At 71.9% G+C, this 26949-nt stretch carries 27 protein-coding genes; 17 read left to right on the top strand and 10 right to left on the bottom strand.

All coding sequences use genetic code 11. The annotated features are described in order from the left end of the window. Positions 1-299: 299 nt before the first annotated feature. Positions 300-1265: a pirin family protein gene (locus tag C6Y14_RS27035; protein ID WP_107019433.1), complete on the bottom strand. Its 966-nt coding sequence runs from the start codon at positions 1263-1265 to the stop codon at positions 300-302. 219 nt (positions 1266-1484) lie between these two features. Between C6Y14_RS27035 and C6Y14_RS27030 the strand changes: the two genes are divergently transcribed. Next, positions 1485-1832, top strand: a complete 348-nt coding sequence (locus C6Y14_RS27030) for a tetratricopeptide repeat protein (RefSeq protein ID WP_107019432.1) — start codon at positions 1485-1487, stop codon at positions 1830-1832. A gap of 45 nt (positions 1833-1877) precedes the next feature. Here C6Y14_RS27030 and C6Y14_RS27025 read toward each other — a convergent pair whose 3' ends face one another. Beyond that, the gene (locus C6Y14_RS27025) at positions 1878-3326 is read right to left on the bottom strand and encodes a PepSY-associated TM helix domain-containing protein (RefSeq protein WP_107019431.1); all 1449 of its coding nucleotides are present in this window, start codon (positions 3324-3326) and stop codon (positions 1878-1880) included. Positions 3327-3501: 175 nt separating this feature from the next. On the opposite strand from C6Y14_RS27025, the gene C6Y14_RS27020 reads away from it, so the two are divergent. Next, positions 3502-4143, top strand: a complete 642-nt coding sequence (locus C6Y14_RS27020; RefSeq protein WP_107019430.1) for a peptide deformylase — start codon at positions 3502-3504, stop codon at positions 4141-4143. Positions 4144-4254: 111 nt separating this feature from the next. On the opposite strand, the gene C6Y14_RS27015 is transcribed toward C6Y14_RS27020, so the two are convergent. Beyond that, a complete protein-coding gene (locus C6Y14_RS27015; protein ID WP_107019429.1) occupies positions 4255-5691 on the bottom strand; it encodes a dihydrolipoyl dehydrogenase family protein in 1437 nt (478 codons plus the stop codon). 113 nt (positions 5692-5804) lie between these two features. Between C6Y14_RS27015 and trxA the strand changes: the two genes are divergently transcribed. Beyond that, positions 5805-6191 carry a thioredoxin gene (trxA, locus tag C6Y14_RS27010; protein ID WP_263973099.1) on the top strand — a complete coding sequence of 129 codons (387 nt, stop codon included), beginning with the start codon at positions 5805-5807 and terminating at the stop codon, positions 6189-6191. A 117-nt stretch (positions 6192-6308) separates the two neighbouring features. On the opposite strand, the gene C6Y14_RS27005 is transcribed toward trxA, so the two are convergent. Both C6Y14_RS27005 and C6Y14_RS27000 read right to left on the bottom strand, forming a co-directional pair. Then, a complete protein-coding gene (locus C6Y14_RS27005) occupies positions 6309-7343 on the bottom strand; it encodes a LacI family DNA-binding transcriptional regulator (protein ID WP_107019427.1) in 1035 nt (344 codons plus the stop codon). Between the two features lie 158 nt (positions 7344-7501). Next, positions 7502-8164 (bottom strand): TetR/AcrR family transcriptional regulator, encoded by a 663-nt coding sequence (locus C6Y14_RS27000; protein WP_107019426.1) that lies wholly within the window; start codon positions 8162-8164, stop codon positions 7502-7504. Positions 8165-8282: 118 nt separating this feature from the next. On the opposite strand from C6Y14_RS27000, the gene C6Y14_RS26995 reads away from it, so the two are divergent. From C6Y14_RS26995 to C6Y14_RS26975, 5 genes are all read left to right on the top strand, one after another. After that, entirely contained in the window at positions 8283-8846 is a 564-nt protein-coding gene (locus tag C6Y14_RS26995; RefSeq protein ID WP_107019425.1) for an NAD(P)H-dependent oxidoreductase, read from the top strand. 234 nt (positions 8847-9080) lie between these two features. Then, positions 9081-10559 carry an amidase gene (locus C6Y14_RS26990; RefSeq protein ID WP_225891300.1) on the top strand — a complete coding sequence of 493 codons (1479 nt, stop codon included), beginning with the start codon at positions 9081-9083 and terminating at the stop codon, positions 10557-10559. Positions 10560-10569: 10 nt separating this feature from the next. Further along, entirely contained in the window at positions 10570-10788 is a 219-nt protein-coding gene (locus tag C6Y14_RS26985) for a hypothetical protein (protein WP_199854866.1), read from the top strand. A gap of 145 nt (positions 10789-10933) precedes the next feature. Beyond that, positions 10934-12430: a flotillin family protein gene (locus C6Y14_RS26980; RefSeq protein ID WP_107019423.1), complete on the top strand. Its 1497-nt coding sequence runs from the start codon at positions 10934-10936 to the stop codon at positions 12428-12430. 150 nt (positions 12431-12580) lie between these two features. Continuing rightward, positions 12581-13027 carry a type II toxin-antitoxin system PemK/MazF family toxin gene (locus C6Y14_RS26975; RefSeq protein WP_107019422.1) on the top strand — a complete coding sequence of 149 codons (447 nt, stop codon included), beginning with the start codon at positions 12581-12583 and terminating at the stop codon, positions 13025-13027. On the opposite strand, the gene C6Y14_RS26970 is transcribed toward C6Y14_RS26975, so the two are convergent. After that, positions 13012-13848 (bottom strand): TIGR02452 family protein, encoded by an 837-nt coding sequence (locus C6Y14_RS26970; protein WP_107019421.1) that lies wholly within the window; start codon positions 13846-13848, stop codon positions 13012-13014. The two genes, C6Y14_RS26975 and C6Y14_RS26970, sit on opposite strands and share 16 nt — an antisense overlap. A gap of 258 nt (positions 13849-14106) precedes the next feature. Between C6Y14_RS26970 and egtA the strand changes: the two genes are divergently transcribed. From egtA to C6Y14_RS26945, 5 genes are all read left to right on the top strand, one after another. Next, a complete protein-coding gene (gene egtA, locus C6Y14_RS26965; RefSeq protein ID WP_107019420.1) occupies positions 14107-15546 on the top strand; it encodes an ergothioneine biosynthesis glutamate--cysteine ligase EgtA in 1440 nt (479 codons plus the stop codon). Beyond that, positions 15543-16889, top strand: a complete 1347-nt coding sequence (egtB, locus tag C6Y14_RS26960) for an ergothioneine biosynthesis protein EgtB (RefSeq protein WP_107019419.1) — start codon at positions 15543-15545, stop codon at positions 16887-16889. Before egtA ends, egtB begins: the two co-directional genes overlap by 4 nt. Beyond that, on the top strand, positions 16889-17764 hold the full coding sequence (gene egtC / locus C6Y14_RS26955; protein ID WP_107019418.1) for an ergothioneine biosynthesis protein EgtC: 876 nt from the start codon (positions 16889-16891) through the stop codon (positions 17762-17764). The genes egtB and egtC overlap by 1 nt, the downstream gene beginning before the upstream one ends. Further along, positions 17761-18723 (top strand): L-histidine N(alpha)-methyltransferase, encoded by a 963-nt coding sequence (egtD, locus tag C6Y14_RS26950; RefSeq protein WP_107019417.1) that lies wholly within the window; start codon positions 17761-17763, stop codon positions 18721-18723. The genes egtC and egtD overlap by 4 nt, the downstream gene beginning before the upstream one ends. 124 nt (positions 18724-18847) lie before the next feature. After that, complete coding sequence (locus C6Y14_RS26945) at positions 18848-19063, top strand: dodecin (protein ID WP_107019416.1); 216 nt, start codon at positions 18848-18850, stop codon at positions 19061-19063. Between the two features lie 121 nt (positions 19064-19184). On the opposite strand, the gene C6Y14_RS26940 is transcribed toward C6Y14_RS26945, so the two are convergent. The 3 genes from C6Y14_RS26940 to C6Y14_RS26930 form a co-directional block, all read right to left on the bottom strand. Then, positions 19185-19673 carry a phosphatase domain-containing protein gene (locus C6Y14_RS26940; protein WP_107019415.1) on the bottom strand — a complete coding sequence of 163 codons (489 nt, stop codon included), beginning with the start codon at positions 19671-19673 and terminating at the stop codon, positions 19185-19187. 75 nt (positions 19674-19748) lie between these two features. Beyond that, positions 19749-20540 (bottom strand): sulfite exporter TauE/SafE family protein, encoded by a 792-nt coding sequence (locus C6Y14_RS26935; RefSeq protein WP_225891299.1) that lies wholly within the window; start codon positions 20538-20540, stop codon positions 19749-19751. Between the two features lie 110 nt (positions 20541-20650). Then, positions 20651-21727, bottom strand: coding sequence for a LacI family DNA-binding transcriptional regulator (locus tag C6Y14_RS26930; RefSeq protein WP_107019414.1), 1077 nt, complete (start codon positions 21725-21727; stop codon positions 20651-20653). Between the two features lie 142 nt (positions 21728-21869). Between C6Y14_RS26930 and C6Y14_RS26925 the strand changes: the two genes are divergently transcribed. Genes C6Y14_RS26925 through C6Y14_RS26915 form a run of 3 tightly spaced genes read left to right on the top strand, consistent with a single transcriptional unit; the run spans position 21870 to position 24736 of the window. Continuing rightward, positions 21870-22631 (top strand): SDR family oxidoreductase, encoded by a 762-nt coding sequence (locus C6Y14_RS26925; protein ID WP_107019413.1) that lies wholly within the window; start codon positions 21870-21872, stop codon positions 22629-22631. Positions 22632-22676: 45 nt separating this feature from the next. Next, positions 22677-23681, top strand: a complete 1005-nt coding sequence (locus C6Y14_RS26920) for a Gfo/Idh/MocA family protein (RefSeq protein ID WP_107019412.1) — start codon at positions 22677-22679, stop codon at positions 23679-23681. Continuing rightward, positions 23678-24736 carry a Gfo/Idh/MocA family protein gene (locus tag C6Y14_RS26915; RefSeq protein ID WP_107019411.1) on the top strand — a complete coding sequence of 353 codons (1059 nt, stop codon included), beginning with the start codon at positions 23678-23680 and terminating at the stop codon, positions 24734-24736. The genes C6Y14_RS26920 and C6Y14_RS26915 overlap by 4 nt, the downstream gene beginning before the upstream one ends. A 33-nt stretch (positions 24737-24769) precedes the next feature. On the opposite strand, the gene C6Y14_RS26910 is transcribed toward C6Y14_RS26915, so the two are convergent. Beyond that, positions 24770-25657 carry a sugar phosphate isomerase/epimerase family protein gene (locus C6Y14_RS26910; protein ID WP_107019410.1) on the bottom strand — a complete coding sequence of 296 codons (888 nt, stop codon included), beginning with the start codon at positions 25655-25657 and terminating at the stop codon, positions 24770-24772. A 201-nt stretch (positions 25658-25858) separates the two neighbouring features. Here C6Y14_RS26910 and C6Y14_RS26905 point away from each other — a divergent pair, with 201 nt between their 5' ends. Further along, positions 25859-26875 (top strand): LLM class flavin-dependent oxidoreductase, encoded by a 1017-nt coding sequence (locus C6Y14_RS26905; RefSeq protein WP_107019409.1) that lies wholly within the window; start codon positions 25859-25861, stop codon positions 26873-26875. Positions 26876-26949 lie beyond the last annotated feature (74 nt).

Genomic DNA, 26949 nt, shown 5'->3' with positions numbered 1-26949 from the left:
AGCTATTGCAACGGCATTGCCTTTGGACGATGGGATCTTGCCGGCGACGTACACCACTAAATCGCCGGTCACAACCTCGTTGCCACAACTGTCCGCTCCCGACAAACGACTGCGATGCTGACGCGCAGCAGAAGGGCGACATCACATGGCCAGGCCTCGTTACACGAGCCTTGCACAGTCCAACATCAGCAGCACCTACCGGACCGAGCCGAGATCGCCCTCAGCACATCACGGCAATCATCAGCAGACTCATCTGATTACGCGTCATACGCCGACAACAGTCGCAGCATCTGCACTGCTCAGCGCACCCGTCCCCGCGCTTTCAGCGGCCCAGGCGGCAAGTTCGGGGCGTCGAGCCGGTTCCCGTCATAGCCCTTCACCTCACCGAAGCGCGAACTCTCCATCCAGTCCGAACGGGCCTGCGCGATATCCTCGTTGGACCGTCCGATGAAGTTCCACCACATGACCAGCTCCTCGTCGAACGGCTCGCCGCCGAGGAGCATCAGGCCCGCGTCCGACTCGGCCCGCAGGGGCAGTTCGGTGCGGCCGCAGCCGAGGTAGAGCATGGAGCCGGGGAGCAGCGGTACGCCGTCCACGTGGGCCTCGCCGGACATGGACAGCACGGCGTACTCGAAGTCCGGCTCCAGCGGCAGGCGTACGTCCGCGCCCTGGACTAGGGCCAGATCGGCGCCGACGATCGGCGTGTACGTCGTGCCGGGCGAGGCGGCGCCGTCGACACCGCCCAGGACGATCGTGGCCCTGAGGCCGGGCGCCGTCACGACGGGCAGCTCGCTGTGGTGTTCGAAGCGCGGGTCGGTGTGGCGGTCGCTGTCGGGCAGGGCCACCCACAACTGCGCGCCGTGCAGGAAGCGGGCGTGCGACCTGGGGCTCTCCTCGGAGTGGCTGATGGCCCGGCCGGAGGTCATGAGGCCCAGTTCGCGCGGGCGGATCGTCTGCAGGCTGCCCGTGGAGTCGCGGTGCAGCACCTCACCCTCGTGCAGCCAGCTGACGGTCTGCAGGCCCATGTGCGGATGCGGCGGTACCTGCATGCCGGGCTCTTCGGCGATGTCGTCGGGGCCGTAGTGATCGACGAAGCACCAGGCGCCCACCATGCGCCGGCCCAGATTGGGCAGCAGGCGCCGGACTTCGCTGGACTCGCCGAGCTTGACCCGGCGGGGGCTGAGGAGTTCACGTACCGGCTCCGCCACCACAAAACCCCGGCCGCCGCACAGAGCGGGAACGGCTTCGCGATCAAGATTGCTCATGGCCCACAACCTAGCCCCGTGGAGGACCCTCCGTCATGCCGTCCCCCCGCCGGCCGGCAGCCGCTTGACCGAGAACCGGCGCACGCGCCGGGGAGGCCGCCGGTTCGCCACCTGATTCACCTCCGGAGTCACCACCGGAGTCACCACCGGACAGGTCGTGGAATATTCAACAACACCGTGCGGTTCTGGCCGTCGAAAGAAACAGAGGAGGTCACAGACGTGGACACGACCTATTACGACCACGGGACGGCCGCGGAGCGCTGGGAACGCGCCCGGATGTTCTTCGACGCCAAGGAGTACGCCGCCTCGGCGCGCGTCCTCGACGCCCTGGTCGAGGAGGTGCCGCAGGAGTCGGGCCTCCGCCTGCTGCTGGCCCGCGCGTACTACCACTCGGCGCAGCTGAGCCGGGCGGAGGCCGAACTGCGCGTCCTCGTCGAGAACGACCCCGTCGAGCACTACGCCCGTCTCATGCTCGGCCGGACGCTCCAGCGTCAGGGCCGCGACGACGAGGCCGAGTCGCACCTGCGGCTCGCCTCCGCGCTCGCGGGAGATTTCGACTCCCTCTGAGCGGAGCACCCCGGGTGGCCCTTGGCCGCCCGGGGCCCCGGTCCCCTACTTGGCCGACTCCTTCTCGGTCTCCCGCTGCGTCCCCTTGACGGCTTCCTTCGAGGGGCCGTACGTGCGTTTGCCCCGCCGGTAGGCGATCTCGCCGAGGATCACGTCCACCGCGATGAAGGCGGCCAGCGAGATGCCGAGCAGGGGTACGAAGTACCCGAGGACGGCGATGCCCGCCATCAGTGGGACGAGGATGTGCGCGGGCACCTGCTGCCAGGCGCCGCGCGGGATGGGGCGGCCGAAGGCCGAGGCGCGGCCCCGCTGCCACCACATGCGGTAGCCCCACAGGATCAGCAGGATGAGGCTGAGGGCCAGCGCCATCAGCACCAGTTGGTTGACGATGCCGAAGAGGACACCGGTGTGCGCGTCGATGCCCCAGCGGGTGAGTTTCGCCAGGACCGGGTAGTCGGCGAACCGCACGGTGTCGGTCACCTCGCCGGTCGCCGGGTCGACCGCGACCGCGTCCTGCTTGGTGGGCCAGCTGCGCTGGACCTGGCTGACCTTGTACGCAGACTCGGCGTCCGCGGGCGGCACGATCTCCACCGGGTCGCCCAGTCCCTCGGCCCGCGCTGCGGCCAGCACCTTGTCGAGGCCGACACCGTGCTCGACACCGCCCTCGGCCGACCCCGAGCCGTGGCCCTCGTGTTCGCCTCCCGCGGCGGCCGACACCGACGGGGTCGCCTGGCGCAGCGAGGTGCGCAGTTCGTCGATGTTCGCTCCGGCGTACGTCGACCAGGTCAGGCCCGTCGCCGAGAGGAAGATGAAGCCGACCGCGGCCCAGACGCCGACCGAACCGTGCAGCCCGAGGGTGCGCCGGCGCCCGCTGGTGCCGCGTATCTTGCGCTGCGTACGACGTCGGCCGAACCAGAGGACCAGACCGCCGCCGGCGATCACCCACAGCCAGCTGGCGGCGAGTTCGCTGTAGAGGCGGCCGTCGTCACCGAGCTTCAGATTGGCGTGGAACTCGTCGATCCAGGTGCGCAGCGGCAACGCTCCGGTGGATCCGTACTGTTCGAGCGCGCCGCGCACCTTCGCGGTGTACGGGTCGACGAACACCGCGAGGGTGTGGGTCTCGCCGATGCCGGAGACGCCGGACAGCATCACCCTGGTCGTCGCGTCGTCCTCGGGCGAGGGGCGTACCGCGGCGACCGTCCCCTCCGGGTGGGCCTTGCGCGCGGCGGCGACCTGCTCGGAGATCGGCAGCTTCTCGTCGCCGACCGGGACGGTCATCTCGTGCGAGTAGAGGATCTTCTCGGCCTGGAACGACGCCGCGTAGAGGAACCCGGTCGTGGCGGCGACCAGCAGGAACGGGGCGACGAGCACTCCGGCGTAGAAGTGCAGCCGCAGCACCAGCGGGCGCAGCGGCGCCCAGCCGCCGCGTTTGGGCGTGACGGGGGTGGCGGACTGCGGGGACTCGTCCGTCTCGGTCGTGGGAGCGGTGGACATCGGCTGGCTTCTCCGGTCGGGCAGGGGACGACGGGGCCGTACTCGGCCGTGCGGTGCAGTAGTCGGTGGGCGGGCCCGTCGAGTTCCCGGAGATTCCTGTGGTGTGGGTCACACGCCTGTTCGTACGTCAGGGAGCCGCCTCGCACGCCCGGGTTCCGCTTGGCATGCTGGCGCGATGGCATCATCCAATGACCTCACGCCCCTCAGCGACCGAGTGGAGGAACTCCTCTCCCGTACGGGCCCGTTGCCGATCGTCGCCGCCGGGGACCCCGTGCTGCGCGGCGCGGCCGAGCCGTTCGACGGCCAGCTGGACCCTTCGCTCCTGGCGCGCTTCGTAGCGGCCCTGCGCGACACCATGCACGCGGCGCCGGGGGTAGGGCTGGCCGCGCCCCAGGTGGGCATCCCGCTGCGGATCGCGGTGATCGAGGACCCGGCACCCGTCCCGGACGAGATCCGCGAGGTTCGCGGCCGGGTACCGCTGCCCTTCCGGGTCCTGGTCAACCCGGTGTACGAGCCCGTGGGCTCCGCGCGTGCCGCGTTCTTCGAGGGCTGTCTGAGCGTGCCGGGCTGGCAGGCGGTGGTGGCGCGGCCCGCGGAGGTACGGCTCCTGGCGCGGGACGAGCACGGGAACCCGGTGGACGAGGTCTTCACGGGCTGGCCGGCCCGGATCGTCCAGCACGAGACCGACCACCTGGACGGCACGCTCTATCTCGACCGGGCCGAACTGCGCTCGCTGTCCTCCAACGAGGCGATGGGGCGGTGGTGGGCCCAGCCGACCCCCGCGGAGGCGGCGAAGGGGCTGGGCTTCGAGCTGTAGCGCGCACTTCCGCACGGTCGGGCCCGGCTGCTTCTCCGCCGGGCCCGACCACTTCCCTGCCGGGCCCGACCACTTGCCCGCCGGGCCGGGCTACTCCCCTGCCCGGCTGGGCTACTTGCTGTCGCGGTACGCCTCCAGCAGCCTCAGCCACACCTCGCTGACCGTCGGGTAGGACGGGACCGCGTGCCACAGCCGGTTCACCGGGACCTCTCCGACGACCGCGACCGTGGCGGAGTGGATCAGTTCGCCGACGCCGGGGCCGACGAAGGTGACGCCGCGCAGGGTCTCGGTGTCCAGGTCGACGATCATCCGGGCCCGGCCGCGGTAGCCGTCGGCGTACAGACCGGCGCCGGCGACCGTGGAGAGGTCGACGTCGACCGCCCTGACGTGGTGGCCGGCCTGCTCGGCCTCGGCGAGGGAGAGGCCCACGGAGCCGGCCTCCGGGTCGGTGAAGACGACCTGGGGAACGGCGGCGTTGTCGGCGGTCGCGGAGTGCGCGCCCCAGGGGTCGGTCTCCAGGAGCGGCACACCGGCGGCGCGGGCGGCGATGGCCGCGCCCGCGATCCGGGCCTGGTACTTGCCCTGGTGGGTGAGCAGGGCACGGTGGTTGACGTCGCCGACCCCGTACAGCCAGTCGGTGCCCGTGACGCGGAGGCTGTCGTCGACCTCCAGCCACGAACCGGGGGTGAGGCCGACCGTCTCCAGGCCGACGTCGTCGGTGCGCGGGGCACGTCCGGTGGCGAAGAGGATCTCGTCGGCCTCGATGCGGTCGCCCGTGGAGGTGGTGACGACGACCGTGCCGCCCTCCCGTGTCACCGACTCGACCGAGGCGCCGGTGCGCACGTCCGCACCCGCCTCGGTGAGCGCCTCGGCGACCAGTTCGCCGGCGAAGGGCTCCATGCGGGGCAGCAGGCCCTTGCCGCGGACGAGGATCGTGACCTGGGAGCCGAGTGCCTGCCAGGCGGTGGCCATCTCGACGCCCACGACTCCGCCGCCGACGACGACGAGGCGGCCCGGGACGGCCTGGGCGCTCGTGGCCTCACGGCTGGTCCAGGGCTTGACCTCGTCGATGCCCGGCAGGTCCGGCAGGACGGCCCGGGTGCCGGTGCTGACCGCCACGGCGTGCCGGGCGGTCAGTACGTGCCGTTCCCCGTCGGGGCCCTCGACGGTGACCCGGCGCGGTCCGTCGAGCCTGCCGTGTCCCCGGTAGAGGTCGACGCCGACGCCTTCGAGCCACTGGACCTGGCCGTCGTCCTTCCAGTCCGAGGTGTAGTAGTTGCGGTGGGCGAGGACCTCCGCCGCGTCGAGGGGGCCCTGTACGGCCTGGCGCAGTCCTGGCACCTTGCGGGCGTCCGCGCGGGCGATCACCGGGCGCAGCAGGGCCTTGCTGGGCATACAGGCCCAGTACGAGCACTCGCCGCCGACCAGTTCGCTCTCCACGATCGCGGCGGAGAGGCCCGCCGCGCGGGCGCGGTCGGCGACGTTCTCCCCCACGGGCCCGGCCCCTAGCACCACGACGTCGTACACGTTGGTTTCCGTTTCCGTCATGGGGTCAGTCTGGTCGTTGGTGTGGGTCGTGGCCACACGGGTATGCGCGCGGAATACGGCGCCGGTCGGTGCCGTTGTGCACAACGGCCACGCACCGACCCCGAGAAGAGGGAATCAACGCCATGAGCAGCACCGTGGAGCTCACCAAGGAGAACTTCGACCAGACGGTCACGGACAACGAATTCGTCCTGATCGACTTCTGGGCGTCCTGGTGCGGCCCGTGCCGGCAGTTCGCCCCGGTCTACGAGAAGGCGGCGGAGGCCAATTCCGACCTGGTGTTCGCCAAGGTGGACACGGAGGCCCAGCCGGAGCTGGCCGCGGCCTTCGAGATCCAGTCGATCCCGACCCTGATGATCATCCGCGACCAGGTCGCGATCTTCTCGCAGCCGGGCGCGCTGCCCGAGGCCGCCCTGGAGGACGTCATCGGCCAGGCCCGCAAGCTGGACATGGACGAGGTCCGCAAGTCGGTGGCGGAACAGCAGGCCAAGCAGGCCGAGTAGCGCCCCGTCAGGGGCGCGGGGAACTGCGCGAGCAACCCCCACGCGCCGCGGACGAACATCCGGGCGGTACGGCGGCAGCAGCCCGCAGGGCGCTGCCCCCGGCCGGCCGGGGAACCGTCAGCTCGATTCCCGGTGGACGACCTCGGCCCCCAGCACCACACGAGCCTCCGGCTCCGCCGAAGGCTCCCGCACCGCACGGTCCACCAGCTCGGCCAGTTCCCGCCCGGACGGCAGCTCGATGTGGACCGTGCTCAGCCGCGGCCGCAGCAGCCGTCCGAGCATCAGATCGTCCGCGCCGACGACGGCCGTCTCGTCCGGGATGCCGATCCCCTCGTCCAGCAGCGCACGCATGATCAGCATCGCGAACTCGTCGTTGTACGCGAAGACGGCGTCCAGGCCGAGCGACCGCCAGCGTCCCGCGAGATCGGCCGCGGCCTTTTCGTCGTAGGCGAGCGGCACCTCGGTCAGTGTGGCGTCCGTACCGGCCAGGGCCTGCCGTACACCTTCGAGCCGGGGCCTGGAGAAGATCTCCAGACCGGGATCCTCGGGGACCAGTACCCCGACGCGCCGGTAGCCACGGGCGAGCAGGTGTGCGCCGACGCTGCGGCCGACCTCCTGGTGGTCCATGAGGAGCGCGTGCGCGCCCTCGATGCGTTCGGGACCGAGGGTGACCACGGCCCGGGCACCGGAGCGTTTGAGCACGGACACGCCGCGCGGTCCGAGGCCACCGCCGGGCGCCAGTACGGCGACCGGCCGCAGCTCGGCCCAGGCGCGGGCCGCCTCGTCGCCCCGCAGGCCCAGTCCCCCGTACTGCACGACGGTGTATTCGAGGCGGCTGAGCGCCCACTGGAGTTCGTTGAGGAACTGGCTGTAGAGCGGGCCCACGGGCACGTCCGGCGCGGGCATCAGGACCATGCGGCTGTGCCCTGCGCGCAGACTGCGGGCCGCGGCGTGCGGCACGTACCCGAGTTCTTCGGCGGCCTGGTGGACACGGCGGCGGGTGGGCTCGCTGATCCGTACGGCGCTGGTGTTGTTGAGGACGTAGGAGACGGTCGCGCGGGACACACCGGCCAGACGGGCCACATCGGCACTCGTGGGCACGGAGCGCTGCGCGGGCGGCGGAGGGGCGGATGTCTTCGGTATCTGCACCATGAGGTACGGCATCCTTGCAGAAGCCCCGCGCGGGCCCGGGGCCGGGGGGCGCCCCAAGTCGCTTCCCTGCCACGGCAGTTCCGTACGGATCAGGCGTGCGACTCCGTACGGATCAGGCGATCGTCTCCGTGCGCGTCAGGCGGTCGGCTCCGCACGCGTCAGACGTTGGGCTCCGTACGGGTCAGGCGTGCGACCAGGTCGGTCCAGCCCGCCTCCAGCCGCTCCAGCGGCATCCCGCACTCCTTGGTCAGGTGGTGGACCAGGGCGGGGTCGAGATACCCCATCAGCGTCTGGGCGAGGAGCACGCAGTCCGCGTCCGGCGCCGCCTGGCGCAGCAGCAGGGTGACATGGCCGGTCAGGAAACGCTGGGGCGGGAACGAGTGGCGGCGGGCCGGCTCCGGCTGGGCGGCCAGTTGCAGATCCAGCTGCTCGACCGTCTGCCGCAGGACGGCACGTCCGAACGCCCCCAGCCGCTCGACCGGCGGTGCGCCGGGGCCCAGGGGCGGCGGTCCGCTGAGGAAGGCCGCCTGGAGCTGCTTGGCGGAGTGGTCCAGGAGCGCCATGAGCAGGCCGGTGCGGTCGCCGAAGCGGCGGAAGACGGTTCCTTTGCCGACCGCGGCGGCCACGGCGACCGCCTCCATCGTGACGCCGGCCGCACCGTGCTCCGCGACCAGGCGGGTGGCCGCCTCCAGCAGCCGGGCGCGGTTGCGGGCCGCGTCGGCGCGCAGGCACGGCTCGTCCTCACCGGTGGTGAGTTCCAGGAGAACAGGCTCGCCGGTCGGCTCCTGAGGCTTGGGAAAGGGCGGCAGGGAGGCGGACATGAAGACAGCGTAACGCCGGGGGAAGAAAACTGGACCGTGGTCCGTTTGACTGGTAGAACTTTAAACGGACCCCGGTCCGGATCGTAACGGCAATGTTTCATCCTCCTTGGAGCCCCCCATGACTGTTCGTATCCTCGCGCTCGTCGGCAGCCTTCGCGCCGGCTCGCACAACCGCCAGCTCGCCGAGGCCGCCGTCAAGCTCGCGCCCGAGGGCGCGGAGGTCGACCTGTTCGAGGGCCTGGCCGACATCCCCTTCTACAACGAGGACATCGACGTCGAGGGCGACGTCCCGGCCGCCGCCGCCCGGCTGCGTGAGGCCGCGGGCAGCGCCGACGCCATCCTGCTCTTCTCGCCCGAGTACAACGGCACCATCCCGGCCGTCCTGAAGAACGCCATCGACTGGCTGTCCCGCCCGTTCGGTGCGAGCGGCCTCAAGGACAAGCCCCTCGCCGTGGTCGGCACCGCCTACGGCCAGTACGGCGGCGTCTGGGCGCAGGACGAGGCCCGCAAGGCCGCCGGTATCGCCGGTGCCAAGGTTCTTGAGGACATCAAGCTCTCCATCGCCGGCTCGGTCGTCCGCTTCGCCGAGACGCACCCCTCCGACGACGCCGAGGTCGCCGCGCAGCTGACCGAGGTCATCGGCCGGATCCACGGCGAGGCCACCGCGCCCGTCGCCGCCTGACCCTCACAACCTGCAGTTCTCCCGGTGACGCGCGGCCCTCGCCGCGCGTCACAGCCGTACGCGACGGTTCGAAACGCCTCGCGAGTAGCCGGGGCGTGGCGGGAAAGGCTTGGCGCCTGCGCGAACCGCCTTGCCCGCGGGTGAAGTTGCACGCCTTGTACCGCCTACGCCATCCGGAGGTTACCGTTCGGTAGACATCGTGCTCCCGGAAGCTCCCGGAGGTGGCAGCCCCCTATGACTCCCCTGACGTCCGGCCGTCCCGCGGGGCTCGTGGAGCGCGCCCGTGCCCTGGCCGAGGGCTCGGTGTCCTCGCGGGCGCTCGTCGAGGAGGCCCTCGCCAAGGTCGCGGCGACCCAGGGCACGCTGAACGCCTTCCGGCTGGTGCGCGCCGAGGCCGCGCTCGCCGAGGCCGACGCCGCCGACGCGGAACTGGCGGCCGGCGGTCACCGGCCCCTGCTCGGAGTGCCGGTGGCGGTCAAGGACGACATGGACGTGGCGGGCGAGCCGACGGCCTTCGGCTGCCGCGGCGCGTTCCCGCCGGTCCCCGAGGACGGCGAGGCGGTACGCCGGCTGCGCGCGGCCGGGGCCGTGATCGTCGGCAAGACCAACACCTGCGAGCTGGGACAGTGGCCCTTCACCGAGGGCCCGGCCTTCGGAGACACCCGCAACCCGTGGCACACCGGTCACACCCCGGGCGGTTCGTCCGGCGGTTCTGCCGCCGCCGTCGCGGCGGGTCTCGTTCCCGCCGCGCTGGGCTCGGACGGGGCCGGCTCAGTACGTATCCCCGCGTCCTGGACCCATCTGGTCGGCATCAAACCGCAGCGCGGCCGGATCTCGACCTGGCCGCGCCCCGAGTCCTTCCACGGCATCACGGTCAACGGCACGCTGGCCCGTACCGTCGAGGACGCGGCGCTGCTCCTGGACGCGGCGAGCGGCAGCCACGCACACGATCTGCACCGCCCGCCCGCGCTGCGTACGACGGACGCGGTGGGCCGGGATCCGGGGCGGCTGCGGATCGCGCTGTCGCTGAAGCCTCCGTTCACGGCGGTGCCCGCGCGCCTGCGCCCCGACGTACGGGCCCGGGTCGTCGCCCTCGCGGAGCGGCTGACCGCGCTCGGGCACGAGGTCGAGGAGGCCGATCCGGCGTACGGGCAGATCGGTCTCGCGTTCGTGCCGCGTGCCACCGCAGGGCTCGCCGAGCGCGTGCGGGACGTGCCCGACCCCGCCCTGCTCGACCGGCGTACCCGTGAGGCGGCCCGGCTCGGCCGGCTGCTCGGCGGGGCCCCGCTGCGGGCCGCCCGGCGCGCCGAGGCACGGCTGCACCGGCGGATCGGCGCGCTCTTCACGACGTACGACGTGGTCCTGGCGCCGACGACGGCCGCTCCCGCGCCGCGGATCGGCGCGCTGCACGGGCTGAGCGGCTTCGGCACCGACCGGGCCATGATCGCCGCGTGTCCGTACGCCTGGCCGTGGAACGTGCTGGGCTGGCCCGGGGTGAACGTCCCCGCCGGGTTCGTCGACGACACCCTGCCCGTGGGCGCCCAGCTCCTCGGTCCCGCGCACAGCGAGCCGCTCCTCGTCTCGCTCGCCGCGCAACTGGAGGCGGACCAGCGGTGGTTCGAGCGGTGGCCGGGCCGCGCGACGGACCGCGAAACGGGCGGCGGCGCGACGGAGTTCGGTCCGCACACCGGCCCGCAGGCCACGGGCCCGTAGGCTTGGCGTCATGGACGACGCGTCGATGGTGGGGCTCATGGGACGGGTCACCGGCACGGTGGGGCCCGGGCTCGTCGGCGAGGTGATCGTCCGGGTGCGGGGCGGTGCCGAGCACTTCCTCGCGTACGCCGCCTCCTCGAAGGACCGCATCGAGTCGGGCACGGTCGTCATGGTGGTGGAGTACCTGCCGCCGCGCACGGTCTACGTGTCGCCCGCGTACGACAGTTGAAGCCGGCGCGGGCGCTTCGACCATGTGAGCGTGTAGTACGTATCAAGGATGTCCCAAGGACGCGTCGGGCTCTGTACCCGTAGGTCCGCGCGGGCGCACACTCCCTTCGTTCGGTGCCGACAGGGCACCAGGCAACAGGGGGCGAATGCCGATGATCGTCGGCGTCGTGGCGGGGGCAGCGGTCCTCGCGCTCGTTTTCATCGTGGTGGTCTTCAAGCTCATGTGGCGGGTCGCGGAGCCCAACGAAGCGCTGATCATCTCCGGTTCGAAGCACCGTACGGAGGGCCTTGAGGAGGGCATGGGCTTCCGTATCGTCACCGGACGCGGCACGCTCGTGCTGCCGGGCGTCCAGGCGGTGCGCAAACTCTCGCTCGACCTCAACGAGACCGAGCTGTCCGTCGACTGCGTGACCCACCAGGGCATTCCGCTCAAGGTGCGGGGCGTGGTCATCTTCAAGGTGGGCGACGACTTCGTGTCGATCGCCAACGCGGGGCGCCGCTTCCTCGACCAGCAGAAGCTGATGTCGGAGCGGGTGCACAACGTGTTCGCCGGTCATCTGCGGTCCATCGTCGGCGGGTTGACCGTCGAGGACATGATCCGTGACCGCGGCAAACTGACCGGGCAGACCCGTGCCGCTTGCGGTACGGAGATGGAGAAGCTGGGGCTGATCGTCGACTCGCTGCAGATCCACGAGATCGAGGATCCGACGGGGTACATCAAGAACCTGGCCATGCCGCACGCGGCGGCCGTCCAGCGGGACGCCAGGATCGCGCAGGCCGAGGCCAACCGGCTGGCCACCGAGGCCGAACAGCAGGCCTCCGCGCGGATGGCGGAGGCGACCCGGGACAGCGAGATCCTCCAGGCCGGGTACCAGGCGGAGCGCGACAACGCGGCGGCCAAGTCGCGACAGGCAGGGCCGCTCGCCGACGCGGGGGCCCGCCAGGAGGTCGTGGTGCAGGAGACGCGCGTCGCCGAACTGGAGGCGCACCGGCGCGAACAGCAGCTCCAGGCGGACGTCCGCAAGCCCGCGGACGCGAAGGCGTACGAGAAGCGCACGCTGGCCGAGGCGGAGCGCGATGTGCGGATCTCCGCGGCGCAGGCCAAGGCGAAGGAGACGGAGCTGGCCGCCGCGGCGGAGGCCACCCGGGTCAAGACGGCCGCGGGCGCCGAGGCCGAGGCCACGAAGGCGCGGGGCGCCGCCGCCGCGACGGCGACCCGGGCCACGGGTGAGGCGGAGGCCGCCGCCGCGCAGGCCAAGGGGCTGGCGATCGCCGAGTCCACGCGGGCGAAGGGGCTCGCGGAGGCGGAGGCCATCGCGGCGCGGGCCGCCGCCCTGGCCGAGAACCAGGAGGCCGTGGTCGCGCAGCAACTCGCGGAGAACTGGCCGGAGATCGTCAAGGCCGGTGCGGGGGCGTTCGGGAACGTGGAGCACATGGTGCTGCTGAACGGGGCCGAGGGGATGTCGGACATGTTCACGAAGGCGCTGACCATGGGTGGGACGGGGCTCGGGCTTGCCCGGCAGTTGCTTGCGTCCATGAACGCGAACGGGCGGGTGGGGTCGGAGGGTTCTCCTGTGAACGGGTTCACTTCTCCGGGCGCTTCGCCGGGTTCGCAGAAGGTGGTGGTGGACGGGGAGTCGTAGCGGCGGCGTTGGGGGAGTCATCGTTGACGGGTGCGGGTCCGTCGTGGCTGGGCGCGCAGTTCCCCGCGCCCCTTGAAAGCAACAGGCAGAAGCAGAAGGCAGGCCGTTGCCCGTGTCCCTGGTCAGAGGAGGCGCGGGTTAACGTGTGGTGTGACTGCTTCTGCCGAGCAAGATGTTCCTGGGCGGTTCGGGCCCTCCGCCACCGTCGAGGCCGATCCACGGCGCGTCGGGGTCGTGCGGACCGAGTACTCCCCCGCGCACGACGGCGACCCGGACCCGGGCGAGATCGTGTGGACTTGGGTGCCCTACGAGGAGAACGACGGGCGGGGCAAGGACCGGCCGGTCCTGGTGGTCGCCCGTGAGGGTGCCGACACGTTCCTCGCCGTGCAGTTGTCCAGCAAGGGGCACAGCGGCGACCGGGACTGGGTGCCGATCGGCAGCGGGCCCTGGGACCGGTCCGGACGCGACTCGTGGGTCGACGTGGACCGGGTCCTGCGACTGCACGAGAAGGGGATGCGCCGGGAGGCGTGCGCGCTGGACCGGATGCGGTTCAACCTGGTGGTGCACCGGCTGCGGGAGCGCTACGGCTGGCGCTGAACGGGCCTGAAGGCCTGCTCGAAGGCCGTCCTGACCATCGCTCCCCTCGTCCGGTCCAGGACCCCGAAGACGACCTGCTCGAAGGTGCCGGAGAAGCGTCCGCCGTCCCCGAGGAGCGTGGCGAAGGTGTTCGCCACCTGCGCCGGGTCGTTCTGGAACACTCCGCAGCCCCAGGCGCCCAGCACCAGCCTGCGGTAGCCGTGCGCCTCGGCCGTCTCCAGGACGCGCTCGGCGCGGGAGGCGAGGGCGCGCGGCAGCTCGGACACACGCTCCGGCATGGTGCGCTTGATCACACCGGCGTTGGGTGCGGCGGCCGTGAGGAAGCCGGCGGTGTACGGCTCGTCGAGGAGCGCTCCCCGGTCGTCACGGAAGACCGGGACCGCCGGTGAGTGGATCACCCGATCGGTGTAGAAGGTGTCCCGGTGCGTCCGGTGGTGGTCGTAGAACGCACGGACCCCCACCACACACGTGTAGAGCGCCGAGGCCCGGCACAGAGCCTCCTCCTGGGCCTGCGCGCCGTTCAGATAGCCCCCGCCGGGATTGCGTGCCGAGGAGAAGTTCAGCACCGCGACCCGACCGGTCAGCCGACGGGCCGCTTCCAGGCTGCTCTCGCCCGTGACCTCGAAGAACGTGGGCGTGGAGCCGACGGAACCGAGGGAGCGCGGTGTCCCCAGCGGCTCCGGGCCGTACATCCGGGTGCCTTCCCGGGCGGCGGCCACCGCCGCGGCGATCGACACCTCGCGCCCGTCGGACGCGCGGTACGAACCCGCCGCGACGATCTCCTCCGTCCGCCGTGCGATCGCACGCAGCCGTGCGCTCATGGCGCCACCCCTGTAGGCGCCGTGCTCGCGCCCCGCGCGATCTCCCCCGGTACCCCTGTCGCATCCCCCGTCGTGCTCATGAACGCATGGTGAGCGATCCTGGTCTGGAGTCGCAACAGAGTTTCGCGCACCCATAAGCGGCGATACGCACCCTTGTGCGAACCGACTCAAGGGTCTTGGGTGGGACGAGCGTCTGTCGGGCCGGCCCATCCGAAGCCGGACCCGACGGCATGGATGGAATCTCAGGAGGATCCCGACATGTCCGATTCGGTGAGTGACTGTACGGAGCCACGCCGCTCCGCCGTCACCGAGGCCGAAGTGGAGGCACTGGTCCGAGGCATATGCTTCAAGACCGGACCGCCTCGCTTCCTCGGTGTGGAACTCGAATGGCTCGTCCACGAGCCGCGCTCCCCGCGGCTCCCCGTACCACCTGAACGTCGCGAAGCGGCCTACGCCGCAGTGCGGGCCCTGCCCCTGAGTTCGGCGGTCACCGTCGAACCGGGCGGACAGCTGGAGCTCAGCTCCGCACCCGCCGCCTCCCTGATGGAGTGCATCGCCTCTGTCTCCGCCGACCTCGACGCCGTACGCGGTGTACTGCGTGAGGCGGGTCTCGCCCTGTACGGACTGGGCCAGGACCCCTGGAACGAACCCACCCGCTTCCTCCATGAGCCGCGTTACGACGCCATGGAGACCTGTCTCGACCGTGCGGGCCCCGAGGGCCGCGCCATGATGTGCTCCTCCGCCTCCGTCCAGGTCTGCCTGGACGCCGGGTACGAGGAGCCGGGGCCGCTCGGTCTCGGGCGGCGCTGGTGGCTGGCCCATCAGCTGGGCGCGCTGCTGGTGGGCGCCTTCGCCAATTCCCCGATGGCCCGGGGCCGGCCCACGGGCTGGCGCTCCACCCGGCAGTCCCTGTGGGCCGCGATGGATCCGGGCCGCACCAGCGCCCCGCCCCTCGACGGCGACCCGCGGGCCGCCTGGGCACAGCACGTCCTGGACGCGCCGGTGATGTGCGTGCGCGCGCCCAGCGGCCCCTGGGACGTACCGGAGGGGCTGAGTTTCCGGGAGTGGACCCGATCGGACGCACCGCCCGGCCGGGAGGATCTCGACTACCACCAGACGACCCTGTTCCCGCCGGTGCGGCCGCGCGGGCATCTGGAGCTGCGCATGATCGACGCGCAGCCGGGCGACGACGGCTGGATCGTGCCGCTTGCCGTGACGACGGCGCTGTTCGACGATCCGGAGGCCGCCGAGACCGCCTACCGGACGGTGAAACCGCTCGCCGAACGGGCCGGCTCGCTGCCCGCACCGCTCAACGCGCTGTGGACGACCGCCGCCCGCTCGGGCCTGGCCGATCCCGAATTGCGGGAGGCGGCGCTGGCCTGCTTCGCGGCAGCCGCCGACGCACTGCCCAGGATCGGCGCGAGCACAGAGGTGCAGCGGGCGGTCGCGGAGTTCACCGACCGCTATGTCGCCCGGGGCCGGTGCCCCGCCGACGACCTGCTCGACCGTGCCGCCGACTCCGGTCATCCGGACCACGGCACGCTCCTCGGCGCAGGACAGGGCGCAGGACGGGGCGCCGAACAGGTCGCAGGACGCATCACCGGCCGCGGCCCGGAAGACGGCACGGAACAAGGCATGGAACCCGACACAGATCACGGCACAGAACACCTGCTCAGCGGGAAGGACTTCCGCCCATGACCGACCCCGGTACCGGCACCACGTTCGACGACCCGGAGGCGCTCAGGAAACGTGCGCTGGCGGCGCTGCTCACGGCCCGCGAGCGCACGGCACTGCTGACCTCCTGCGTCGAGGACCCCGAACTGACCGCGCAGCACTCGCCGTTGATGTCCCCGCTGGTGTGGGATCTCGCGCACATCGGCAACCAGGAAGAGCTGTGGCTGCTGCGGACGGTCGCCGGCCGTGACGCGCTGCGGCCCGACATCGACGGCCTGTACGACGCGTTCGAGCACCCGCGCGCCGAGCGGCCCTCGCTTCCGCTGCTGCCGCCCGCGGAGGCCCGTAACTACGCGGCCGAGGTACGCGGGCGGGCGCTCGACATCCTGGAGAGCACCGCGTTCGAAGGAACCGGCGCCCGGCTCACCGAGGCCGGGTTCGCCTTCGGCATGATCGCCCAGCACGAACAGCAGCACGACGAGACCATGCTGATCACCCATCAGCTCCGCCGGGGCCCGGTGGCCCTGACGGCTCCGGACCCGATGCCCGTACCCGCGTTCACCGGACCGGCCGAAGTGCTCGTCCCGGGCGGCCCGTTCACCATGGGCACGTCCACCGAGCCGTGGGCGCTGGACAACGAACGGCCGGCGCACGCACGGCTGGTGCCGCCGTTCTTCATCGACACCACTCCGGTGACGAACGAGGCGTACCAGGCGTTCATCGCCGACGGCGGCTACACCGACCGGCGCTGGTGGGCGCCGGAGGGCTGGGCCCACATCCGGGAACACTCCATCGATGCGCCGCTGTTCTGGCGCCGCGACGGCGGGCAGTGGCTGCGGCGGCGCTTCGGCGCCACCGAGGTCGTACCAGCTGACGAGCCCGTCCTGCACGTCAGCTGGTACGAGGCCGACGCGTACGCGCGCTGGGCGGGGCGGCGCCTGCCCAGCGAGGCCGAGTGGGAGAAGGCCGCGCGGCACGACCCGGAGACGGGCCGCTCGACCCGCTATCCGTGGGGCGACGCCGACCCCACGCCCGAGCACGCCAACCTCGGCCAGCGCCATCTGCGCCCCGCCCCGGCCGGCAGCTATCCGGCGGGCCAGTCGCCGCTCGGCGTAAGGCAGTTGATCGGTGACGTGTGGGAGTGGACGTCCAGCGAGCTGCTCCCCTATCCGGGCTTCCACGCCTTCCCGTACAAGGAGTACTCGGAGGTGTTCTTCGGGTCCGAGCACAAGGTGCTGCGCGGCGGCTCGTTCGCCGTGGACGCGGTGGCGTGCCGGGGGACGTTCCGCAACTGGGACTACCCGGTCCGGCGGCAGATCTTCTCCGGGTTCCGTACCGCCCGGGACGCCCGTCCGGACAGTGTCTGATGTGCCGTCATCTGGCATACCTGGGGCCCGAGGAGCCGCTGGGGCGGCTCCTCGTGGACCCGGCCCACAGCCTGTACCGCCAGTCGTGGGCACCCCGGCGCCAGCGGCACGGGACCGTCAACGCCGACGGTTTCGGCGTCGGCTGGTACGCGCAGGGCGACCCGGTGCCCGGACGCTACCGGCGTACCGGGCCGATCTGGGGCGACCAGTCCTTCGCCGACCTCGCGCGGGTGGTGCGCTCGGGCGCGCTGCTCGCCGCGGTGCGGGACGCGACCCTGGCGGGGGCGGACGGGGAGGCCGCGGCGGCGCCGTTCACCGCGGGCACCTGGCTGTTCAGCCACAACGGCGCGATCGCGGGCTGGCCGCGCTCACTGGCGCCGCTGGCCGGGACGCTGCCCGCCGCGGAGCTGCTGTCGATGGAGGCGCGCTGCGACTCGGCGCTCGTCTGGGCGCTGGTCCTGAACCGGCTGCGGGGCGGTGACGAGGAGGGGCAGGCCCTCGCCGACACGGTTCTCGACGTGGCGGCGGCGGCTCCCGGCTCACGCCTCAACCTGCTGCTCACCAACGGCGAGGTGATCGCCGCCACCGCCTGGGGCGACACGCTCTGGTACCTGACCGAGCCCGGCCGGCGCACCGTCGTGGCGTCCGAGCCGTACGACGACGATCCGCACTGGCAGGAGGTGCCGGACCGCACGCTGCTCGCCGCGAGCCGCACGGACGTCCTGCTCACCCCGCTGAAGGACATCGACGCACCCGTGGCGTCCATGGCATCCATGGCGAACGCCTCCGCCCCGGGCGCTTCCGTCCCGGGCACTCCCGCATCGAGCACGTCCGTACCGAGCGCATCCGTTCCGAGCAAGGAGCCCCGTACGTGAGTCCGTTCCTGGTCACCCGCACGCTGCCCGAGGACGCCACGGACGCCGCCCTGCGGGCCGACGTCCTGCACGGCCTGACCCGCGCTCCGAAGACGCTCCCGCCCAAGTGGTTCTACGACGCGCTCGGCAGCGAGCTCTTCGAGAAGATCACCGCACTGCCCGAGTACTACCCGACCCGTGCCGAGCGCGAGATCCTCGTCGCGCGGGCGCCGGAGATCGCCGCGGCGACCGGCGCGCGCACGCTCGTCGAGCTGGGCTCGGGCTCGTCCGAGAAGACGAAGCACCTGCTCGACGCACTGCCTGCCCTGCACACCTATGTGCCGGTGGACGTGAGCGAGAGCGCGCTCAGGCAGGCCGGTGAGGCGCTGGCCGTCGAGCGGCCCTCGCTCGATGTGCACGCGCTGATCGCCGACTTCACCGCGGGTCTCACGCTGCCCGGCACGCCCGGCCCGCGGCTCGTCGCGTTCCTGGGCGGCACGCTCGGCAATCTGCTGCCCGCCGAACGTGCCGCGTTCCTGGCGTCGGTACGTTCCCTGCTGTCGCCCGGCGACGCCCTGCTCCTCGGCACCGACCTGGTGAAGGACGAGTCGGTGCTCGTCGCCGCCTACGACGACGCGGCCGGAGTGACGGCCGCGTTCAACAAGAACGTGCTGAGCGTCGTCAACCGCGAACTCGGCGCGGACTTCGACCCCGACGGGTTCAGTCATGTCGCCCGCTGGAACGCCGAGGAGGAGTGGATCGAGATGCGGCTGCGGGCCCTGTCGGCCGTGACCGTGAAGATCCCGGCGCTCGACATCGCCGTGGAGTTCGCCGAGGGCGAGGAGATGCGCACCGAGGTGTCGGCGAAGTTCCGCGAGGCGGGCGTACGCGCGGAACTGGCCGCGACCGGACTCGAACTCACCCACTGGTGGACGGACACCGAGGGGAGGTTCGCGCTCTCGCTGAGCACGGCCCGGTGAACCGCACCGGACCTGAGCCCGCCGGAACCCGCGTCCCCCGGGCCCCCATCTCGCGGTCCCCCGCCTCCTGGGGCACCGTGGAACGACACGTGGCACACGGGCCACGGCGGAGAGGAGCACCCGTATGTCCGACCACACCTACCGGGTCACCGAGATCGTCGGAACCTCGCACGAGGGCATCGACCAGGCGATCCGCAACGGCGTCTCCCGGGCCTCGCAGACCCTGCGCAACCTCGACTGGTTCGAGGTCACGCAGGTGCGCGGGCAGATCGAGAACGGCCAGGTCAAGCATTACCAGGTAGGCCTGAAGGTCGGCTTCCGCCTGGAGGACTCGGCCTGACGGCTGCCCGTACCCGACAAGCACGAGCCCGAGCACGAGCACAGGCGTGTGACACCGCCCGGCCCCTCTCCTGCCGACACGTTCGGAAGGAGAGGGGCCGGCGCACGTCACGTCCGCCCCGTCACGTCCGCCCCTCCCGCTCCTGCGCCTCCTTCAGCGCCGCCGAGGCAGCGGCCCAGCGGGCGCGTACGACGGTGAACCCGGCCCGTGCCGCGTCCTCGCACACCAGCTCGTCGTCGTCCACGAACACCCTGATCTCGCGGTCGCGGGCCAGCTCGCGCAGGATCTGCAGCTTGGTGCGCCGGGCGGGCCTGCGGTCGTCGTTGCGCCGCATCCGGACGCGGCCCTCGGGCAGGCCCTGCGCGGCGATCCAGGCCACCGTGTCCTTGCGGCAGCGCTCGGGCCGGCCCGTCAGATAGAGGACCTCGCACTCCTCGGCGTGCTCCAGGGCCAGCGCCACGCCCTCGGCGAGCGGTGGGTCGTGCGGCGCCGCGGCGAAGAAGGCGTCCCAGTTCCGGGGCTTCTGCTCCAGGAAACGCTGCCGGTGCGCGGTGTCGGCGAGCGTCCCGTCGAGGTCGAAGACGGCGAGGGGGGTGCTGTTGTTCGTCACAGCGGCCACCCTAGAACGACGCTCCGGTCTACTCGGGCCCCACTTCGGCCACCCCGGGACGCCGCTCCCCTGCGGTCAGGACGCCGTCGCGTCCCGCCACAGCGTCCACGCGAGTCCGAAGCCGGCCAGCGCGATCGCGATGCGCAGCGGCGCCTCGGGCAGCCGTCGTACGACCGCGGGTCCCATCCAGGCGCCCACGAAGCAGCCCACGCCGAGCGTGAGGGCCGCGCCCCAGTCGACCGGGGCGAGGAAGGCGTAGGCGACGGCCGCGGTGACGTTGGCCGCGCCGGTGGCGATGTTCTTGACCGCGTTGGTCACGGGCAGTGGTTCCGTCGCGGACAGGGAGAGCACGGCGAGCATCAGGACGCCCGCCGCCGCGCCGAAGTAGCCGCCGTACAGACCGACCAGCAGCACGGCACAGGCCAGCGGGAGCCTGGGTACGGAAGAGTCCGGCCCGGTGCTGAATCGCGCGGTGACCCGTCGCAGGGGCTCACGGATCAGGATCAGTACCGAGCCCAGGGCCACGAGCCACGGCACGACCAGTTCGAACGTCGAGGACGGTGTGCCGAGGAGCAGGGCCGCGCCGATCGCCCCGCCCAGTGCCGCCGCGAGGGCCAGCCGGATCAGCCGGGCGCGCTGTCCGCGCAGTTCCACCCGGGCTCCCACCGCGCTTCCCACGGTGTTGGAGAAGAGCGCCACGGTGTTGGTGACATTGGCCGCCACGGGCGGCAGGCCCGCGGCGAGGAGTGCGGGGTAGCTGAACAGCGAGGCCAGACCGGCGATGGAACCGGCGAGCCCGGAGGCGACACCGGCGGCCAGGAGCAGCAGGACGCGACCGGAGTCGACCCCGGCGATGAGCGCTTGCACGTGACCCTCTTGTCTCCACGGGTGCGGTGGTGTCCTGTGCCCGCCACACGTCGATGTTCCATATTAGAGACAGCGTCTACATATGCAGACGGCGGGGTCGTCCGGGTCTTCTACCGCTGAGCGGCGCCCCCGGACGGACCGACGGGTGCGGACGGCGTGAGCGGGGCTCCCGGCGGCATGTTGTACGGCGTGACCACCTGGATCGCCGAGGGCAGGAAGGGGCCCTCGTCCGGCAGGGCCTTGTGCGCGCGCATGATGGTCTGGCAGGCGCGCCGCATGTCCTGGCGCAGGTCGTGGTGGAGCACGGCGGACAGCCGGCCCTCGCTCAGGAAGCCGGTGTTGTCGTGATCCAGGTCGTGGGCGATGAACACCGCGCACTCCCGCCCGAGGAGCCCGAACGCGTCGAGGGTCGCCGCGTTGCCACCCCCGGCCGAGTAGACGGCGATGACGTCCTCGTCCCGCTTGAGGGCGTCCAGCACGAGGTCCCGCTGGGTGGCGTCCAGCCCGTCGCTGTCGGTGACCTCCACCAGGGAACGTCCCGGCTGGGCGCTCCGCATCGCGCTGCGGAAACCCATCTCCCGCTCCTCCTCGCCGCGGAAGGAGCCCCGGCTGATCGTGGCGAGCACGTTGCCGGGCCGGTCGCCGAGCCACTGGCCGATGAGATAGGCGGCGGTGGCGCCCGCCGCCCGGTTGTCGATCCCCACGTACGCCATGCGCGCGCTGCTGGGCAGGTCGCTGACCAGCGTGACGACGGGGATGCCCGCCGCGACCAGCCGGCTGACGGCGGCGACGATCTCCGGCAGGTCCGGCGCCTTGAGGATCACGCCCTGCGAGCCGCGCTTGGCGATCTTGTCCAGGGTCGCGACCAGCTCGGAGGCGGGGCAGGTCTCCCGGAAGTGGAAGCGCGAGCGCACCACGGCGGGGTGCAGGGAGGGCAGTTCGGCCTCCAGGGCGTCCCGGACGGCGGTGGAGAACCGCTCCGGCGTCTGCATCACGATATCGATCATGAACGTACGGCCGCCGATGCGTACCTGGGTCCGCTGGCGGTCAAGGTCCTTGATGGCTTGGCGCACTTCCATGACGGTGCTTTCCCGAACGCCGCCGCGGTCGTTGAGGACGCGGTCGACCGTGGCCTCGCTCAGACCGGCCTGACGGGCGATCTCCCTGATCGGATATGGATGGCGCACGGCGGCCCCCGCTGCGAATGACGGACTTGCGAATGACGGACTTTTGATGGGTCTCTGCGGATTGTATGACGGCCTTTCGTTCACAAGACTGACAGCAGCGCCGCCGGAGCCGAAGCCTGAGCCGAAGGAGAACTACGCACTCATGGGACTTCTTGAGGACAAGGTCGTCCTCGTCAACGGCGGCAGCCAGGGGGTGGGCGCGGGCATCGTCCGCGCGGCCCTGCGCGAGGGCGCGACCGTCGTCTTCACCGGACGCCGGGCGGAGGTCGGCGAGAAGCTCGCCGCGGACACCGGCGCCCGTTTCGTCCGGGCGGACCTGGCGGACGCGGCGCAGGCGCGCGGCAGCGTGGTGCGGACCGTGGAGGCGTACGGGCGTATCGACTGCCTGGTCAACGCGGCGGGGCTCACGTCACGCGGTTCGCTCCTGGACACCACGCCGGAACTGTTCGACGCGCACATGGCGATCAATCTGCGCGCGCCGTTCTTCGCGATGCAGGCCGCGGTCGCCGACATGACGAACCGCGAGGCGCCGGGCACGGTCGTGAACATCATCTCGAACTGCGCGCACGGCGGGCCGCCCCATCTGGCGCCGTACTCCACGGCGAAGGCCGGTCTCGCGGGGCTCACCCGCAACGCGGCACACGCGCACCGCTGGGACCGTGTCCGGATCAACGGCCTGAACATCGGCTGGACGGACACCGAGGGCGAGGACGCCACCCAGCGCGCCTTCCACGACGCGGGCGACGACTGGCGGGAGAAGGCCGCGGCGGCCCTGCCGATGGGCAGGCTCGGGCAGGTCGACGAGATCGCCGACTTCGTCGTCCTGCTGCTCTCCGATCGCAGCGGTGTGGTGACCGGCTCGGTCATCGACTGGGACCAGACCGTCTTCGGCGGGCTCGACTGAACCACCCTCCGGGTTGAACCCCTGGGTTGAAGGAGCAAGATTCGCATGCGTATTGGCATCATGGGGCTGGGCCGGATCGGCGCGTTCCACGCGGAGACCCTGGCCGGGCTGGAAGCGGTCGACTCGCTCGTGGTCACCGACCCGGTCGCCGCGGCGGCCTCGTCGGCCGCCGAGCGGTTCGGGGCCACGGCCGTGGACTCCCCCGACGCGGTGTTCGCCGCCGGGGTCGACGGAGTCGTGATCGCCGCCGCGACCGACGCCCACCCCGAACTCCTCCTCGCCGCCGTCAAGGCGGGCATCCCGGTCTTCTGCGAGAAGCCCGTGGCCCGCGGCGTCGAGGAGAGCCTCGAAGTGCTGCGCGCGGTGGAGGCCGGCGGGGTCGAGGTGCACATCGGCTACAACCGGCGCTTCGACGCGGGCTGTGTCGCCGCCCGCCAGGCCGTGGTGAGCGGTGAACTCGGCCTGCTGCACACCGTGCGGTCCACCACCCTGGACCCCGCGCCGCCGCCCGCCGCGTACGTGGCCGTCTCCGGCGGCATCTTCCGCGACTGCAGCGTGCACGACTTCGACATCGTGCGCTGGGTCACCGGCCGCGAGGTCGTCGAGGTGTACGCGACCGGCGGCAACCGGGGCGCGGACTTCATCGCGGCGGCGGGCGACGTCGACACCGCCTCGGCGCTGCTCACCTTCGACGACGGCACGATCGGCGTCATCTCCAACTCCCGGCACAACGCCCGCGGTTACGATGTCCGCCTGGAGGTGCACGGCATGCTGGACAGCATCGCGGCCGGCCTGGAGGACAAGCTGCCGCTGCGGTCCGTCGAGCCGGGTGCCACCTTCCCCGCCGGTCCCCCGCACCACTTCTTCATGGACCGCTTCGCCGCCGCCTACCGCGCCGAACTCACCGCGTTCACCGAGGTCGTGGCGGGCTCCCGGCCGTCCCCTTGCACGGTGGCCGACGCCCTCGAAGCGAGCTGGATCGCCGAGGCCTGCACGCTGTCGCTGCGCGAGCACCGGCCCGTACGACTGGAAGAGGTGCGGACGGTATGACGGAGGAACCCCTGCGGATCGGCGTGCTGGGCGCGGCCCGTATCGCCGAGCTGTCGATCGCGGGACCTGCCCGGGTGACCGGCCACCGCCTGGTGGCGGTGGCCGCCCGCGACCGGTCCCGCGCCGAGGCCTTCGCCGCCGAGCACGACGTCGAACGGGTCCTGGACTCGTACGCCGACGTCGTCGACGACCCGGCTGTCGAGGTCGTCTACAACCCCCTCGCCAACGGCCTGCACGCGCCCTGGAACCTCGCCGCGCTCGCCGCGGGCAAGCACGTGCTCACCGAGAAGCCCTCCGCGAGCAACACCGAGGAGGCCGCCGAGGTCCGCGACGCCGTCGCGAAGGCAGGCACGGTCTTCATGGAGGGCTTCCACTATCTGTTCCACCCGGTCACCCGGCGTCTGCACGAGCTGCTGGAGAGCGGGGAGCTGGGCGAACTGCGGCATGTGGAGACCACGATGGTCATGCCGGCCCCGCCGGACACCGACCCGCGCTGGTCCTTCCCGCTCGCGGGCGGCGCGCTGATGGACCTGGGCTGCTACAGCCTGCACGCCCAGCGGGTGCTCGCGCCCTGGGCGGGCGGCGTCCCTCGGCTCGTCGCGGCGAGCGGCGGCGAGCGAAGCGAGTTGGGGGTGACCCCGGACGGAGTCCGGGGGAGGGCTGGCGCGCCCGGGGTCGACGAATGGCTGGACGCGGAGCTGGAGTTCCCGGGCGGCGCCACCGGCAGTGCCCGCTGCCACATGGCGCACGACGGGTGGGAGATGAGCTGCCGGATCGTGGGCTCGCTCGGGGAGGCCACGGCGGTGAACTTCGTCCAGCCGCATCTGGACGACCGGGTCCGGGTGCGTACGGCGTCGGGCGAGCGCGTCGAGATGCTCGGCCGCCGATCCTCGTACACCTATCAGCTCGAAGCGTTCGCGGCGCATCTGCGCCGGGGCGCGCCGCTGCCCTTGGACGCCGAGGACGCGCTCGCCACGATGCGCCTCATCGACGACTGCTACCGGGCCGCGGGCTTCCCGCCCAGGCCGCGGACGGCTCTTCCGTCCACGCCCTGAGCGGGCTCTCCACTCCCTGGCTGGTTCAGCGCATCAGCGGTGTGTGTCGCGGAGTACCGAGCGCAGGAACTCCGCGCTGCTCCACACGTCGTCGACGGGCCCCTTTCCGGCGGGCTCGTCGGTGAGGATGGTGTCCTGCTCAAGGACGTACCAGCCGTCGTAGCCGCGTGCCCCGAGGTGGCTCACGATGGCCCGGACGTCCACGTCACCGGCGCCGAGCGGTCGGTACATGCCGTCCCGGACGGCGTCCGTGTAGCTGAGGCGGCCCGACTGGACCTTGGCGGCGAGGGCGGCGTCCACGTCCTTCATATGGGTGTGGGCGATCCGCTCGGGCGCCTGCCGGGTCAGCTCCGCGGGGTCGGTACCGCCGATGAGCAGGTGGCCCGTGTCGAGGCAGAGCGAGATCGCGGAGTGCTCCAGCACCCGCTGGACCTCCTCGCCGTTCTCGACCATCGTGCCGACGTGCGGGTGCAGTACCGCCTGTACGCCCCGTTCGGCGGCCAGCGCGGTCAGGCGGTCCAGGTTGGACAGCAGCAGCTTCCAGCCGTCGGCGTCCAGCTCGGGCCGGGAGTCGTACCCTTCCTGACCTGTGACGGCCGACAGGACGAGGACGTCGGCGCCGGACGCGGCGTAGCTCTCCAGGAGCGTGTCGACCTCGGGCAGCGGATCGTGCCCGGGTACGTGCAGCAGCAGCGGGGTGAAGCCGCCGACCGCCTGCAGGTCGTGGTGGGCGAGGACCTGCGCCATGGCCGCCGGCTCGCCGGGCAGAAAGCCCTCGGGCCCGAACTCGGTGGCGGCGAGGCCGACCTCGCGCATCTCCTTCAGCACACGCTCGGGCGTCAACTGGTAACCCCAGTCGGGTACTTCGCATACGCCCCACGAGATGGGCGCACCGGCGATCCGCGGTGATCGAGTGTCCATGGCGCAACGTTAAGTGCATCCCGGCCCAAAAATGAAGGGGTCGATCCCTCAGCGGGGCCTCATCGTGTCCATCTTTTTCCCGTCATTCACCGCCCTGCCGAAACCCACCCGGAAGAAATCGGCGCGACGACTGTTGAGACAGACGAGGGAGCACAGTCCTTCCACCCCATTCCTTCCAGCGGAGAGGCCGACGGAGAAGCCATGTCGCACCAGCAGGAGCACCGGACCCGCTTCTCCGTCCTCGACCGCTCGCGCACCCGGGAGGGCCACGGCGCCCCCGAGGCGCTGCGCGACACCGTCGGGCTGGCGCGGGAGCTGGAAGGGCTCGGCTACCACCGGATCTGGGTCTCGGAGCATCACGGAGTGCCGGGTGTCGCCGGTTCCGCGCCGACCGTCCTGGCCGCCGCGGTCGCCGCCGCGACCCGCTCGATCCGGGTGGGCACGGGCGGGGTGATGCTCCCCAATCACCAGCCCCTGGTGGTGGCGGAACAGTTCGGCGTCCTGGAATCCCTCTTCCCCGGCCGTATCGACATGGGTCTCGGCCGGTCCGTGGGGTTCACGGACGGCGTACGCAGGGCACTGGGCCGGGACAAGGACGTGGCCGACGACTTCGCGGCGCAGCTCGACGAGCTGCTGGGCTGGTTCCGCGGCACGTCCCCCACCGGGGTGCGCGCACGCCCCGCAGAGGGCCTGACCGTGCCGCCGTTCGTGCTGGCCATGGGCGAGGGCGCGACGATCGCCGCCCGCGCCGGGCTGCCCATGGTGATCGGCGACCTCAGGAACCGCGAGAAGATGCGCCGCGGCATCGACCACTACCGCGAGACGTTCCGGCCCTCCGTGTGGGCCTCGGAGCCGTACGTCGTCATCTCGGGCACGGTCGCGGTCGCGGGGACGCCGGAGGAGGCGCGGCGGCTGCTGCTGCCGGAGGCGTGGTCGATGGCGTACTCACGCACGCACGGTACGTTTCCGCCGTTGCCGTCCGCCGAGCGGGTCGAGTCGCTGACGCCGGCGATGACGGAGAAGGAACGGGGCTTCTACGAGGCCGGGCTCTCGGGGCAGATCGCCGGGACGGAGGATCAGGTCGCGCACGAGCTGTCGACGGTGATCAAGGAGACCTCGGCGGATGAGGTGCTGGTCACGACCAGTACGTATGACCGGGCGGGGCTGGTGGACTCGTTCCGGCGGTTGGCGCGGGTTGTGGGGCTGCAGCCCGTGTGAGTGTTGTATCGGGGCGGCCGGGGTTGTGGGGTGTCTGCGGGCAGTCCGTGGCTGGTCGCGCAGTTCCCCGCGCC

Source organism: Streptomyces dioscori, from assembly GCF_003024195.1.
GTDB lineage: Bacteria > Actinomycetota > Actinomycetes > Streptomycetales > Streptomycetaceae > Streptomyces > Streptomyces dioscori.
The sequence above is the reverse complement of the archived record's forward strand: the minus strand, read 5'-3'. Positions and strand labels throughout refer to the sequence as shown.

What these genes read in the sequence shown, in the direction of transcription:
- C6Y14_RS27035 (WP_107019433.1), bottom strand. Translation starts at nt 1,265, where the DNA reads ATGAGCAATCTTGATCGCGAAGCCGTTCCCGCTCTGTGCGGCGGCCGG.
- C6Y14_RS27025 (WP_107019431.1), bottom strand. Translation starts at nt 3,326, where the DNA reads ATGTCCACCGCTCCCACGACCGAGACGGACGAGTCCCCGCAGTCCGCC.
- C6Y14_RS27020 (WP_107019430.1), top strand. Translation starts at nt 3,502, where the DNA reads ATGGCATCATCCAATGACCTCACGCCCCTCAGCGACCGAGTGGAGGAA.
- C6Y14_RS27015 (WP_107019429.1), bottom strand. Translation starts at nt 5,691, where the DNA reads ATGACGGAAACGGAAACCAACGTGTACGACGTCGTGGTGCTAGGGGCC.
- C6Y14_RS27005 (WP_107019427.1), bottom strand. Translation starts at nt 7,343, where the DNA reads ATGGTGCAGATACCGAAGACATCCGCCCCTCCGCCGCCCGCGCAGCGC.
- C6Y14_RS27000 (WP_107019426.1), bottom strand. Translation starts at nt 8,164, where the DNA reads ATGTCCGCCTCCCTGCCGCCCTTTCCCAAGCCTCAGGAGCCGACCGGC.
- C6Y14_RS26995 (WP_107019425.1), top strand. Translation starts at nt 8,283, where the DNA reads ATGACTGTTCGTATCCTCGCGCTCGTCGGCAGCCTTCGCGCCGGCTCG.
- C6Y14_RS26990 (WP_225891300.1), top strand. Translation starts at nt 9,081, where the DNA reads ATGACTCCCCTGACGTCCGGCCGTCCCGCGGGGCTCGTGGAGCGCGCC.
- C6Y14_RS26985 (WP_199854866.1), top strand. Translation starts at nt 10,570, where the DNA reads ATGGACGACGCGTCGATGGTGGGGCTCATGGGACGGGTCACCGGCACG.
- C6Y14_RS26980 (WP_107019423.1), top strand. Translation starts at nt 10,934, where the DNA reads ATGCCGATGATCGTCGGCGTCGTGGCGGGGGCAGCGGTCCTCGCGCTC.
- C6Y14_RS26970 (WP_107019421.1), bottom strand. Translation starts at nt 13,848, where the DNA reads ATGAGCGCACGGCTGCGTGCGATCGCACGGCGGACGGAGGAGATCGTC.
- egtA (WP_107019420.1), top strand. Translation starts at nt 14,107, where the DNA reads ATGTCCGATTCGGTGAGTGACTGTACGGAGCCACGCCGCTCCGCCGTC.
- egtB (WP_107019419.1), top strand. Translation starts at nt 15,543, where the DNA reads ATGACCGACCCCGGTACCGGCACCACGTTCGACGACCCGGAGGCGCTC.
- egtC (WP_107019418.1), top strand. Translation starts at nt 16,889, where the DNA reads ATGTGCCGTCATCTGGCATACCTGGGGCCCGAGGAGCCGCTGGGGCGG.
- C6Y14_RS26945 (WP_107019416.1), top strand. Translation starts at nt 18,848, where the DNA reads ATGTCCGACCACACCTACCGGGTCACCGAGATCGTCGGAACCTCGCAC.
- C6Y14_RS26925 (WP_107019413.1), top strand. Translation starts at nt 21,870, where the DNA reads ATGGGACTTCTTGAGGACAAGGTCGTCCTCGTCAACGGCGGCAGCCAG.
- C6Y14_RS26920 (WP_107019412.1), top strand. Translation starts at nt 22,677, where the DNA reads ATGCGTATTGGCATCATGGGGCTGGGCCGGATCGGCGCGTTCCACGCG.
- C6Y14_RS26915 (WP_107019411.1), top strand. Translation starts at nt 23,678, where the DNA reads ATGACGGAGGAACCCCTGCGGATCGGCGTGCTGGGCGCGGCCCGTATC.
- C6Y14_RS26910 (WP_107019410.1), bottom strand. Translation starts at nt 25,657, where the DNA reads ATGGACACTCGATCACCGCGGATCGCCGGTGCGCCCATCTCGTGGGGC.
- C6Y14_RS26905 (WP_107019409.1), top strand. Translation starts at nt 25,859, where the DNA reads ATGTCGCACCAGCAGGAGCACCGGACCCGCTTCTCCGTCCTCGACCGC.